Source organism: Microbacterium sp. 77mftsu3.1, from assembly GCF_900100525.1.
Classification (GTDB): domain Bacteria; phylum Actinomycetota; class Actinomycetes; order Actinomycetales; family Microbacteriaceae; genus Microbacterium; species Microbacterium aquilitoris.
In genome coordinates this window covers 733,403-746,151 of sequence record NZ_FNCR01000001.1, presented here as the reverse complement: position 1 = coordinate 746,151, position 12,749 = coordinate 733,403, and the positions used below count along the sequence as shown (strand labels likewise).

The window sequence follows — 12,749 nt, the reverse complement described above, 5'->3', positions numbered from 1 at the left end:
GGGGCCGTGCGTCGTCCGGGCGGGACCGGCCGCCCGTCGGTTACTGTGGACTCACCCGTGGGCGGAGCACCGGCATCCGCCACCCTTGAAGGACGACATCGGCTCTATGACATCGCGCATCCTGGTGGTCGACGACGACACCGCCCTGGCAGAGATGATCGGCATCGTGCTGCGCACCGAAGGCTTCGACGTGGCCTTCTGCGCGGACGGTGCGGCTGCCGTAGACGCGTGGCGCGACGAACGCCCCGATCTGATCCTGCTCGACCTCATGCTGCCGGGGATGGATGGCATCGAGGTGTGCACGCGGGTGCGCGCCGAATCCGGCGTGCCCATCATCATGCTGACCGCTCGCACCGACACCGCCGACGTGGTGCGAGGGCTCGAATCGGGCGCCGACGACTACATCGTCAAGCCGTTCAACCCGAAGGAACTCGTCGCCCGCATCCGCACCCGGCTGCGGCCGACCGCAGAAGCCCAGTCCGAGAATCTGCGGATCGGCGACCTCACGGTCGACGTCGCCGCTCACGAGGTCCGCCGCGCGGACGGGGTCATCGCCCTCACCCCGCTCGAGTTCGAGCTGCTCGTCGCCCTCGCCTCGAAGCCGCAGCAGGTCTTCACCCGCGAGATGCTGCTCGAGCAGGTCTGGGGATACCACTACAAGGCCGACACGCGTCTCGTGAACGTCCACGTCCAGCGTTTGCGGGCGAAGGTCGAACGCGACCCCGACAACCCGCAGATCGTGACGACGGTGCGCGGCGTGGGGTATCGCGCCGGCGCGGCCGTGTGACCGGGCGGAGCATCCGATCGTGTCGGTGACGGCGCGCACCGGCACCCACACGGTCGTCCCGCCCTGGCGGGACTGGAAGTCGTGGCAACGCCGCATCCGCTTCCTGTGGCGCCGATCCCTGCGCTTCCGCACCCTGTCGGTCACCCTGACGCTCACGGCCCTGACGATCCTCGTCGCGCTCGTGTGGATGTCGCTCGCCATCCTCACCGATCTGTACGAGTCCCGCGCCGAGCAGGTGCAGGATGCCGCGCAGCGCGCCACGCAGGCCGCGCAGAGCACGTTCGACGCGGCCGTCGTCGACAGTGACGAGGTGGCGCTCCAGGTGCTCATGGACGAGGTGCGCCGCGAGATCCTGTCTCGCCAGGCGGGGACGTCGATGCTCGCGGTCTTCCGCATCGACGACGAACCTTCGGCGATCGCGCCGCAGAACTTCGAGTCCGGCGGGCTCGAGGAGTCGATGATCTCGCCCGAGCTGCGCGAGAGCGTGCGGCTGTCGGCCGACCGGCAGTGGTGGCAGTCGATCGGCATCCCCGAATCCGACGGCGGCGAGACGCCCGGCATCATCGTCGGGCAGCAGCTCATCGTTCCCGAAGCCGGCGCGTACGAAGTCTACTTCGCGTACGACCTCGGCTCGGAGGCGCAGACCCTGCAGTTCGTCCAGGTCACCCTCTGGGTGGTCGGGCTCGCGCTCCTCGTCCTGATCGGCGGCATCTCGCTCTTCGTCCTCCGGTCGGTGACGGTCCCCATCGCGCAGGCGGCGGAGACGAGCGCGAAGCTCGCGGCGGGCGACCTCGCCGTGCGACTCCCCGTCCGGGGCGAGGACGAGTTCGCGACGCTCGGCCGCTCCTTCAACGCGATGGCCGACAGCATCGAGGGCCAGATCAAGGAGCTCGCCGAGCTCTCCCTCGTCCAGCAGCGGTTCGTGTCCGACGTCTCGCACGAGCTGCGGACGCCGCTGACGACCATCCGTCTCGCGGCCGACATGATCAACGATCAGCGCGACGACTTCGACGCGTCGACCGCGCGGGCGGCGGAACTCCTCCACGCCCAGGTGCAGCGGTTCGAGGTCCTCCTCGCGGACCTCCTCGAGATCAGCCGCTACGACGCGGGGTCGGTGCAGCTCGAGGTCGAGCCGACGAGCCTCGCCCACCTGGCCGAGGACACGATCGAGTCGATGGCCCAGCTCGCCGAGCAGCACGGCAGCGACGTCCGACTCGTGGCCCCCGGCGGTTACTCGCCGGTCGAGATGGACCCGCGCCGCATCCGCCGGATCGTCCGCAACCTTCTCGGCAACGCCATCGAGCACGGTGAGGGCAGGCCGATCGTGGTGACCGTCGACAGCGATCAGCGCGCCGTGGCGCTGGGGGTGCGCGACTTCGGACTCGGCATGAGCGAGGCCGACACCGAGCGCGTCTTCGACCGCTTCTGGCGTGCGGATCCCTCGCGACGCCGCACGATCGGCGGAACCGGACTCGGCCTGTCGATCGCTCTCGGCGATGCTCGCCTGCACGGCGGCACCCTCGAGGTGTGGTCGGAGCTCGGCGGCGGGAGCCATTTCGTCCTCACCCTGCCGCGCCGAGTGGGGGAGCACCTCTCGGGCACCTCGCCGATCGAGCTCGATCCGCGCGACGACGCAGCGCTCGGGAACCTCGGACTGACCCAGCCGATCACCCTGCCCCCGCGGGAGGAGACCCCATGACCGTTCGTCGCGGACTCGCCACTGCGATCGCGATGGTCCTCGCCTTCGCCCTGTCTGCCTGCGCCGGTCTGCCCGTCGGCGGCCCCGTCCACGTGGGCAAGGCGATCGACGAGGTCGAGGGCCCGCCGGACTTCTCCTACGTCCCCGACGGGCCCGGGCGCGACGCGACGCCCCAGCAGATCGTCGAGGGGTTCATCGCGGCAGGCTCGGGACCTCGGGGCAATTGGGAGGTCGCCCAGGAGTTCCTCACGAGCTCGTTCAAGCAGAAGTGGCAGCCGCAGGCGGGCGTCACCGTGTACACCCCCGGGGAGAGCTCGATCTCCTCGCCGGCCGACGACGAGATCGTCTTCACGGTGCAGCCCGTCGCCAACGTCGACGCCACCGGCTCGTACCAGCCCGCCGAGGAGGGGCGCATCCCGTTCACCTTCTCGCTCGAGAAGGAGCGGGGGCAGTGGCGCATCTCGCAGGCGCCCGACGGCATCGTCCTCGACGCGAACCGCTTCGGGTCGGTGTTCCAGAGCTACGACCTGTCGTACTTCGATCCGTCCTGGCGGGTGCTGATCCCCGACGTGCGGTGGTTCCCCTCGACCAATCCGGCCACGCGCATCACCGCGGCGCTCGTCTCCGGCACGCAGAGTCCCTGGCTCGGCGAGTCCGTGCGCTCGGCGTTCACGGGCGAGGTGACCCTCACCCAGCCGTCCGTGCCCGTCGAGTCCGGGATCGCGCAGATCTCCTTCGATCCGTCCATCCGCGACCTCTCCCGCGAGACCCTGGCCCGCATGAAGGCTCAGCTCGACGCGAGTCTGGCGGGGGCCGGCATCCTCGATGTGCAGATGCTCGTCGGCGACGAACCCCTCGACGTGACGGCACGCACGACCCGGTCGACCGCGGTCGACACCCGCCCCCTCGTCCTGAAGAACGGCACGTTCGGGTTCCTCTCCGGCAGTGACATCGACGAGGTGGCCGGCTTCGGCGAGGCGTTCTCCGAGGTCGAGGCCGAGGCTGTCGAGACGGATGCCGCGCGCACGACGGCGGCGGTGCGGACCCGTTCGGGGGCGATCCTCCGCGTGGACTCCGACGGCACCCGGACCGAACTCGACACGCGCGCGGGGATGACCGCGCCCTCGATCGACCCCTACGGATACATCTGGACCGTCCCGGGTGATCAGCCGACCGAGGTCGTCGCGTACGGCCGGGACGGCAGTGCGCAGAAGATCCCCGCCGGCTGGGTCGGCGCCGCCGGGGTGACGGCGATGCGGGTCTCGCGCGACGGCGCCCGCGTGGCGGCACTGGTCCGCGCCGGAGGGCGGTGGTCGGTCTGGGCCGCCGGGATCATCCGCGACAAGGACGGCGCTCCCACCTCCATCGGCGACCCCCTGGTCGTCGCGAACATCGGCGGGCGGGGGATCGATCTCACCTGGATCGACGGTTCCACGGTGGCTCTCGTCTTCGCAGACGGTCAACAGCGCGTCGTGCGCGAGCAGACGGTCGGCGGGCTGGGCACCGAGGTGCGTGCGCCCGACGGCGTCGTCGCGATCGCCGGTGGCAACCAGAGCGGCAGCGTCCGGCTGCTCACGAAGGACGGCAGCCTGTACGTGCAGCGTGGATCGTGGCAGGTGCTCGCCGCCGACGTGAGCGTGCTGGCGGTGCAGCAGGGTCAGCCCGGCTGACGCCTCCTCCTCCCCAGGCGCCCGCAGTGCCACCCGTGTCCGCGGGTGACGATGGGAGGACCCCCCGTGCTCCGGCACCGGAGCACGATGGCGGGATGCCGCATCCCGCCGTCTCCGGCTCGCCGTCGCGCCTGCGTCTCGCCCTCGACGAGGCGCTCTCCGTGGTCTTCCCGGTCTTGTGCGCAGGGTGCGACCTGCCCGATCAGACCCTCTGCGAGGGATGCCGGGAGGAGGTGAACCCCGTCCCGCGGTCGCGACGGCTCCCGAGCGGACTCGAGGTGCGGAGCGCCCTCGTGTTCGAGGGGATCCCTGCCCGCGTCATCCGGGCGTTCAAGGAGGACGGCAGGACCGGGCTCGCCCGGCCGCTCGGTGCGGCGTTGCGGAGCGCGTGGCCGGCGGGCGTCGACGCGGTGCCGGTGGCGGTCCCCGCGAGCCGGGCGTCGCTCCGCCGACGCGGGTACGCGCCGGTGGATCTCCTTTGCCGCCGGGCCGGTTGGCGGCCGTTCCCTCTGCTCTCGGTTGCACGGGCGACGGCGGATCAACGCGTGCTCAGCCGCGCCGAGCGCGCGGCGAACCTGGCGGGCGCGATCAACGTGCGGGTGGGTGCGGCGCGTCGACTGGAACGCCGGTCCGTCGTGCTGATCGACGACGTGGTGACGACGGGGGCGACCCTGGACGAGGCGGCTCGGGCCCTCAGGGTGCGGGGGATCACGGTGGCGGGGGCGGTGACGGTCGCCGCGACGCCCCTCCGCCGCGCCATAGGCGGCTGAGTGGCGATTCATCGTGATCAGGTCGTGACACGCGGCGGGTGCGGCACTACGGTGGGGGGACACAAGGCGAACCGAGGTCCGCCCTTGACCGGGTGGACCGGAACAAGGAGGTCACGATGGAGATCAGTATCGTCGGCGTGGGAGTGAGCGTCAGCGACCGATTCCGCTCCGTTGTCGAGGAGAAGTCCGCCCGCATCGAGCACCTTTCCCCCCGGGCCCAGCGGCTCGACATCAAGGTGACGCATCGCAGTTATCACAACGGTGGTCGTGAGGACGAGACCGTCGAGGTCACCCTCACCGGCAAGGGTCCCGTCGTCCGCGCCGAGGCGGTGGACGGCGACAAGTTCGCCGCTCTCGATCTCGCCATGACCAAGCTCGGCGAGCAGATCCGCCGGGCGAAGGAGAAGCGCGTCGACCTCCGCAACCACCCCCGCGGCGCCAAGCTCGAGAAGGGCACCGGGACGCTCCAGGGCATCGACGTGCAGCCCGCCTCGGTCGACGTCATCCGCGCCGTGGCGACCGGTGAAGTGCCGATCATCACGGGCGCCGAGGACGAAGAGGAGTACACGCCCGTCGTCATCCGCACCAAGCGGTTCGACCCCGAGTGGATGACGGTGGAAGACGCCGTCGACCGGATGGAACTCGTCGGTCACGACTTCTTCCTCTTCATCGATGCCCGCACCGACCAGCCGAGCGTCGTCTACCGCCGCAAGGGCTGGGACTACGGCGTCATCTCCCTGACCACCACGGCCGCACCGGCGGAGCTCGCCTCCTGACCTGACACGACCTGACGGAAGAGGGTGGATGCCGCGCGGCATCCACCCTCTCTTCGTTCCGTGCGGAGGGAGTCTCAGTCGGCCGCGAGCGCAGCCAGCACGCCGTCGCTGAACGGCGGCCACGCGTCGGCCGCCCAGGGGCCGAACGGGCGATCGGTGAGCGCCACGAGCGCCGCGCCGGCGCGGGGGTCGACCCACAGGAACGTCCCGGCCTGACCGAAATGCCCGAACGTCTCGGGGGAGTTGTGCGATCCCGTCCAGTGCGGGCTCTTGGTCCCGCGGATCTCGAGTCCCAGGCCCCAGTCGTTCTCCGCCTGCTGTCCGAAGCCCGGCAGCACGCCGCGTCGGCCGGGGAACGACACCCCCGTCGCGCGGTCGAGCGTCGCGGGATCGAGGAGGCGTGGCCGCTGCAGCTCCGCGGCGAAGAGGGCGAGGTCCGCGCTCGTCGAGGAACCGCCCGCCGCGGCGGAATCGCCGATCGTCGTGTGCGACATCCCGAGCGGTGCGAACACCGCCTCGTGCGCGTAGGCGTCGAAGGCGATGCCGGTCTCGGATTCGAGAAGGTCGGCGAGCACCTCGAAGCCTGTGTTCGAGTAGAGGCGTCGTTCGCCGGGGGCGGCGCGGAGTTCCGACGACGAGAAGTCGTACCCGGCCGTGTGGGCCAGAAGGTGCTCGACGGTCGCTCCAGGGGGCCCCGCGGGCTGGTCGAGCGCCAGGGCGCCCTCTTCGACGGCGACCAGCGCCGCGTAGGCGCTCAGCAGTTTCGTGACGGAGGCGAGTCGGTAGACGCGATCCTGATCGCCGGCGGATGCCGCGACGGCACCGTCCGCGGTGACGACCGCGACCGAGGCGTGGGGGACGTCCCAGTCCTGCGAGGCGGCGACCGCCTCGTCGAGCGCCGTCATCAGTCGAACATGCCGTCGAGCAGGCCGCCGATCACGAGCCCGCCGAGCAGGCCGCCGGCGAGGCTGCCCCCGCCCATGCCACCGCCCATGCCGCGGCCGCCGTACCCGCCGCCGGAGCCCCAGTCGTCCGGTCGCGAGGAGTCGATGTCGCGCTGGGCGAGCTGCAGGGCCTCGCCGGCGAGGTGAGCGGCGCGGCGGGCGAGCGACATCGCCTCGTCGCGGTCGTCCTCGTCGATCGGCCCCGCGTAGCGCACGAGATCGCCTCGGACGCGTTCGGCTTCGGCGAGGCGCGTGCGCGCGTCCGCGCCGATCCAGCCGCGGTGGCCCGAGATGACGCTGCGCGCGACGCCGATCTGCCGGTCGGCGTCGTCGATGGCGTGGTGCACGTGGGCTTCGGAGGGCACGGGACGCGCCGCGCGCTCGCGCGCCTTGTCGACGGCGGCGTCGAGCGCCGCATTGGCCGTGCGCAGCCGGGTGAGTTCGGCGAACGGGTCGGGCTTGCTGCCGGCGGGCGTCAGCGACCGGAGCGCCGCCTCGAGGTCGGCGGCGGCCGCAGCCACGGCGGGTGTCGACAGCAGCGGCTGCGCCACGATCAGGTCGTCCCGGGAGTCGTCGACGATCGCGGCGAGCGTCGACTCCGCGCGCAGCGCCTCGATCTCGAAGGTGTCGACGGCCTCGACGAGGGTGCCGGCACGGCGTGACGCCTCGATCGCGGTCTCGAGTGCGAGGTTGGCCTGTTCGCGCTGGCCGGCGTCGCGGCGACGCTCCGACACCTCCGAGCTGTGCTCAGCGAAGTCGAGGAGCTGGGCTGCTTCCGCGGCGTTGCCGAGGACCGTCCGCATCGCGGCATCCGAGTAGCGCGTCGACAGGCGCTCGAGGCTCGCCGTGAGGGCCGGGAGGCGCTCGCGCAGTCGAGCCACGTCGCTGCGGATCCCCGCGATGATCTCGGGTGCGCGACGGGCGCGGGCGATGGCTTCGGCGAGAGATTCGGTGCGGTCGTCCAGCAGGTCCTCGGCCCACTCGCACAGCTGCACGATGCGGGCGTTGCGGGTGCGGAGCTCTTCGGGGGTGTCGGGGATCTCGTCGTGGTTGAGCTGATGCAGCTGGAACGCCTCACCCATGTGCTGACGCACGGCGGCCAGTGCGTCTCGGAGGTCCTTGGTGGCGTCGCGACCCAGCTCGATCTCGGCGTACGCGAGTTCGTCGTCCGTCACGCGGATGCGCTCGTCGGCGGCGACGAGGGCAGCGCCGGCCTTCCGACTGAGTTCGGCATCCTGTGCCTCGATCTCCGCGTCTTCGCGCTTGCGTCTTCCCCAGAATCCCGCCATGCGCCCGATCTTACGGGCCGGGGCGCCTGCGGCGGCGTTCGGCGGGGGATGCCGCGACCTCCAGCAACCTCGTAGGTCACGGGCGGATAACATGGCGGTGTATGTCTGCGCGTCCCGCGCACCGGCATCCCGACATCGCTCGTCGGAATGCCGAATCGACAGATGGAGATCCTCCGTGGCGAACCCCCTCGAGAAACTGCTTCGTGCCGGTGAAGGCCGCGTTCTGCGCAGGCTGCAGCAGGTCGTGAAGGCCGTGTCGGCCCTCGAAGAGGACTACGCGCACCTCACCGATGAGGAGCTCCGCGGCGAGACCGCCGAGCTGCGCGCCCGCTACGAAGCGGGGGAGAGCCTCGACAAGCTCATGCCCGAAGCCTTCGCCGCCGTCCGCGAGGCCGCGAGTCGCACCCTCGGCCAGCGTCCCTACGACGTTCAGGTCATGGGCGGCGCGGCCCTCCACCTCGGCAACATCGCCGAGATGAAGACGGGTGAGGGCAAGACGCTGACCGCGGCGCTGCCCGCCTACCTCAACGCCATCGCCGGCAAGGGCGTGCACGTCATCACGGTGAACGACTTTCTCGCCTCATACCAGTCCGAGCTGATGGGGCGCGTCTACCGAGCCCTCGGGATGACCACAGGCACGGTCGTGTCGGGCCAGGACCCCGAGGTCCGCCGGCAGCAGTACGAGGCCGACATCACCTACGGCACCAACAACGAGTTCGGCTTCGACTACCTGCGCGACAACATGGCGTGGCGGAGCGAAGACCTCGTCCAGCGCGGCCACTTCTACTGCATCGTCGACGAGGTCGACTCGATCCTCATCGACGAGGCGCGTACGCCGCTCATCATCTCGGGCCCCTCGTCGGGCGAGGCGAACCGCTGGTTCACCGAATTCGCGAAGATCGCACGCACCCTCGAGGCGGGCGTGGACTTCGAGGTCGATGAGAAGAAGCGCACCATCGGCGTGCTCGAGCCCGGCATCGAGAAGGTCGAGGACTACCTCGGCATCGACAACCTGTACGAGTCGGCGAACACGCCCCTCATCTCCTTCCTCAACAACTCGATCAAGGCGCTCGCCCTGTTCAAGCGCGACACCGACTACGTCGTGATGAACGGCGAGGTCATGATCGTCGACGAGCACACTGGCCGCATCCTGGTCGGTCGTCGCTACAACGAGGGCATCCACCAGGCCATCGAGGCGAAGGAGGGCGTCGCGGTCAAGGCCGAGAACCAAACCCTCGCGACCGTCACCCTGCAGAACTACTTCCGTCTGTACGAGAAGCTCTCGGGCATGACCGGGACCGCCGAGACCGAGGCCGCCGAGTTCATGTCGACCTACAAGCTCGGCGTCGTCCCGATCCCCACCAACAAGCCGATGATCCGCAAGGACCAGTCCGACCTCGTCTATAAGAACGAGCAGGCGAAGTTCGCGCAGGTCGTCGAGGACATCGCCGAGCGGCATGCGTCGGGCCAGCCGGTGCTCGTGGGAACCGTCAGTGTCGAGAAGAGCGAGTACCTGTCGCGCCTCCTCGCGAAGAAGGGGATCAAGCACGAGGTCCTCAACGCGAAGAACCACGCGCGCGAAGCCGAGATCGTCGCTCGTGCCGGCCGGTACGGCGCCGTCACGGTCGCGACCAACATGGCCGGTCGTGGGACCGACATCATGCTCGGCGGCAACGCCGAGTTCCTCGCCGTGTCGGAGATGAAGGCGAAGGGCCTCGACCCCGTCGAGACGCCGGACGAGTACCAGTCCGCCTGGGAGGACGTCTACGGCGCCGTCAAGGAGAAGGTCCAGGAGGAGGCCGACCGCGTCGTCGAGGCCGGTGGGCTCTACGTGCTCGGCACCGAGCGCCACGAGTCCCGTCGCATCGACAATCAGCTGCGCGGTCGCTCGGGACGTCAGGGCGACCCGGGCGAGAGCCGCTTCTACCTGTCTCTGACCGACGACCTCATGCGCCTGTTCCAGTCCGGCGCGGCAGAGGCCATCCTCGCCCGCACGAACTTCCCCGACGACGTGGCCATCGAGTCGACGATGGTCTCGCGGGCGATCAAGAGCGCGCAGTCCCAGGTCGAGGCCCGCAACGCCGAGATCCGCAAGAACGTCCTCAAGTACGACGACGTCCTCAACCGTCAGCGCGAGGCGATCTACGCCGACCGTCGCCAGATGCTCGAGGGTGACGACCTCTCGTCCCGCGTCGAGCACTTCATCGAGGACGCCATCGCGGCGATCATCGACGAGCACACCGGCTCGGGGCACAACGAGAGCTGGGACTTCGACGCCATGTGGGCGGAACTCAAGACGCTCTACCCCGTGGGGGTGACGATCGACGAGGTCGTCGCCGAAAGCGGCAGCAAGGGCAAGGTGACGCCCGAGCTCCTCAAGCGCGAACTCCTCTCGGACGCGAAGATCGCCTACCGCTCGCGCGAGGAGACGCTCGGCGAGCCGGCCATGCGCGAGCTCGAGCGTCGCGTCGTGCTGCAGGTGCTCGACCGCCGCTGGCGCGACCACCTCTACGAGATGGACTACCTGAAGGACGGCATCGGCCTGCGTGCCATGGCCCAGCGCGACCCCCTCATCGAGTACCAGCGCGAGGGGTACCAGATGTTCCAGTCGATGATGGCGCAGATCAAGGAGGAGTCCGTCGGCTTCCTCTTCAACCTCGAGGTCGAGGTGCGCCAGACCGAGGGCGGCGACATCGAGGCCAAGGGTCTCGCCTCGCCCGACATCGACGCGCAGAAGCTCCAGTACACGGCGCCCAACGACGCCGGCGAGGTCGAGGTGCGCAACGAGCGCGGTCAGGTGCAGCAGGCCGCGACCAGCAAGGCCCGTCAGCGCGAGGCCGAGCAGGAAGCTCCGGCCGACGCGCCGCGGGGGGCTTTCGGGCAGCAGATGGATGCCGGTTCCGCACCGACGGACGCGGGCAACCGCGCGCAGCGACGGGCGTCCGGCAAGAAGAAGTGACGGCGAGCCGACGGGCGTCGGGCGGTCCACGGACTCGTCATTGGCCCCGTCGGCCTTCGCTATCCTGAACCGATGACCCCGCGCACCCTCGACCAGTCATCCAAGCTCAAGGACGTCCTGTACGAGATCCGCGGGGCCGCCCTGGTCGAGGCCGACCGGTTGCAGGACGACGGTCACACGATCCTCAAGCTGAACACCGGGAATCCGGCCGTCTTCGGCTTCGAGGCGCCGTTCCAGATCGTGCGCGACATGATCGAGGCGGTGCCGCAGGCGCACGGCTACTCGGATTCCCGCGGCATCATGTCGGCGCGCCGCGCCATCGTCTCGCGGTACGAGGAGGAGCCGGGCTTCCCCAAGTTCGATCCAGACGACGTCTACCTCGGCAACGGGGTCTCCGAACTCATCACGATGACGATGCAGGCCCTCCTCGACGAGGGCGACGAGGTCCTCATCCCCGCTCCGGACTACCCGCTCTGGACGGCGATGACGAGCCTGGCCGGCGGCACTCCCGTGCACTACCTCGCCGACAGCGACAATGGCTGGCAGCCCGACCTCGACGACATCCGGGCGAAGGTCACCCCGCGCACCAAGGCGATCGTCGTCATCAACCCGAACAACCCGACCGGCGCCGTCTACACGCGAGAGACCCTGCAGGGGATCGTCGAGATCGCCCGTGAACACGAGCTCCTGCTGCTCTCGGACGAGATCTACGATCGCATCCTGTTCGACGATGCGACCCACATCCCGCTCGCCACCCTCGCCCCTGACCTGCTGTGCCTCACCTACAACGGCCTGTCGAAGACCTACCGCGTCGCGGGTTACCGCTCGGGGTGGATGGTCATCACCGGGCCCAAGAAGCACGCCTCCGGCTTCCTCGAGGGCATCCAGCTCCTCGCCTCCACCCGCCTCTGCCCCAACGTCCCCGCGCAGTTCGCCGTGCAGGCGGCGCTGTCGGGCGTGCAGTCGATCGACGCCCTCATCGCCCCCACCGGTCGGCTCCATGAGCAGCGGGATGCGGCCTGGGAGGGCCTGACCGCGATCCCCGGCATCACCTGCGTCAAGCCGCACGGCGCCCTGTACGCCTTCCCCCGTCTCGACCCCGAAGTCCACGAGATCCACGACGACGCCAAGTTCGTCTACGACTTCCTCGTTGCAGAGCATGTCCTGCTGGTGCAGGGAACCGGCTTCAACTGGCCGACGCCCGACCACTTCCGCATCGTCACGTTGCCCGAAGCGCGGGTGCTCACCGAAGCGATCGAGCGACTCGGCAACTTCCTCGCCTCGTACCGCCAGTAACGCGTCTCACAGGAGCGCGAGCGACGTCGCGCGCCAGCGCCCGTCCCAGCCCTCGAGTCGCATCGCCACGGCGCGGGTGCGGACCGGCCCGCTCACCACGACCACCGCCTCGATGACGCCGTCTGCGGGGACGCAGGTGCGTTCGGTGAGGATGCGGTGGGCGGGGCGGACGGCGGCGATCCCGCGTGCGCTTCGTGCCCGGGCCGACAGATTCGCTCGCGTCACGAGCGCCCGATAGGCGTCCTCACCCAGCCACCGGGCGAGTTGGTCGACGTCGCGGACGCCGGCGAGGACTTCCAGGACCCCGATCGTGAGGTTCTTCACGAGCGGGAGGGGATCGGGGAGGTCGTCCGACGACGTGCGTTGCGGCGCGAAGTACTCGGCTACCTCGAGGGAGCTTCCCGACCGCGGGATGCGGTGGTCTTCAGAGACGGCGAGGGCCATGTCGATTCCTCTCGGGCGACAGGTGTCTGCGGAGCGGTGAACGGCATGAGTACAGCACACCCCCGCCTGCGGGTGGATGAGAATACTCCAACCTGTGGACAAAGTGCGCCCGGGT

At 69.9% G+C, this 12,749-nt stretch carries 10 protein-coding genes; 7 read left to right on the top strand and 3 right to left on the bottom strand.

Features of this window, described 5'->3' with window-relative positions:
- Positions 1 to 106 precede the first annotated feature (106 nt).
- From mtrA to hpf, 5 genes are all read left to right on the top strand, one after another.
- Complete coding sequence (mtrA, locus tag BLR68_RS03840; RefSeq protein WP_018188721.1) at positions 107 to 787, top strand: MtrAB system response regulator MtrA; 681 nt, start codon at positions 107 to 109, stop codon at positions 785 to 787.
- Between the two features lie 19 nt (positions 788 to 806).
- Positions 807 to 2,486: an MtrAB system histidine kinase MtrB gene (gene mtrB / locus BLR68_RS03835; RefSeq protein WP_018188720.1), complete on the top strand. Its 1,680-nt coding sequence runs from the start codon at positions 807 to 809 to the stop codon at positions 2,484 to 2,486.
- Positions 2,483 to 4,156, top strand: a complete 1,674-nt coding sequence (locus tag BLR68_RS03830) for an LpqB family beta-propeller domain-containing protein (RefSeq protein WP_018188719.1) — start codon at positions 2,483 to 2,485, stop codon at positions 4,154 to 4,156. The genes mtrB and BLR68_RS03830 overlap by 4 nt, the downstream gene beginning before the upstream one ends.
- A 95-nt stretch (positions 4,157 to 4,251) precedes the next feature.
- The gene (locus BLR68_RS03825) at positions 4,252 to 4,926 is read left to right on the top strand and encodes a ComF family protein (RefSeq protein WP_018188718.1); all 675 of its coding nucleotides are present in this window, start codon (positions 4,252 to 4,254) and stop codon (positions 4,924 to 4,926) included.
- A 116-nt stretch (positions 4,927 to 5,042) separates the two neighbouring features.
- Entirely contained in the window at positions 5,043 to 5,702 is a 660-nt protein-coding gene (gene hpf, locus BLR68_RS03820) for a ribosome hibernation-promoting factor, HPF/YfiA family (protein ID WP_026303037.1), read from the top strand.
- Positions 5,703 to 5,776: 74 nt separating this feature from the next.
- On the opposite strand, the gene BLR68_RS03815 is transcribed toward hpf, so the two are convergent.
- Both BLR68_RS03815 and BLR68_RS03810 read right to left on the bottom strand, forming a co-directional pair.
- Positions 5,777 to 6,607: a serine hydrolase domain-containing protein gene (locus BLR68_RS03815; RefSeq protein WP_018188716.1), complete on the bottom strand. Its 831-nt coding sequence runs from the start codon at positions 6,605 to 6,607 to the stop codon at positions 5,777 to 5,779.
- Positions 6,607 to 7,935: a coiled-coil domain-containing protein gene (locus BLR68_RS03810; protein WP_018188715.1), complete on the bottom strand. Its 1,329-nt coding sequence runs from the start codon at positions 7,933 to 7,935 to the stop codon at positions 6,607 to 6,609. Before BLR68_RS03810 ends, BLR68_RS03815 begins: the two co-directional genes overlap by 1 nt.
- A gap of 175 nt (positions 7,936 to 8,110) precedes the next feature.
- Here BLR68_RS03810 and secA point away from each other — a divergent pair, with 175 nt between their 5' ends.
- Together secA and BLR68_RS03800 are read left to right on the top strand one after the other, a co-directional pair.
- Positions 8,111 to 10,894: a preprotein translocase subunit SecA gene (secA, locus tag BLR68_RS03805; protein ID WP_018188714.1), complete on the top strand. Its 2,784-nt coding sequence runs from the start codon at positions 8,111 to 8,113 to the stop codon at positions 10,892 to 10,894.
- A gap of 72 nt (positions 10,895 to 10,966) precedes the next feature.
- The gene (locus BLR68_RS03800; protein ID WP_018188713.1) at positions 10,967 to 12,190 is read left to right on the top strand and encodes a pyridoxal phosphate-dependent aminotransferase; all 1,224 of its coding nucleotides are present in this window, start codon (positions 10,967 to 10,969) and stop codon (positions 12,188 to 12,190) included.
- 6 nt (positions 12,191 to 12,196) lie between these two features.
- Here the strand turns inward: BLR68_RS03800 and BLR68_RS03795 are convergent, their stop codons facing one another.
- Entirely contained in the window at positions 12,197 to 12,634 is a 438-nt protein-coding gene (locus BLR68_RS03795) for an Rv3235 family protein (RefSeq protein WP_018188712.1), read from the bottom strand.
- Positions 12,635 to 12,749 lie beyond the last annotated feature (115 nt).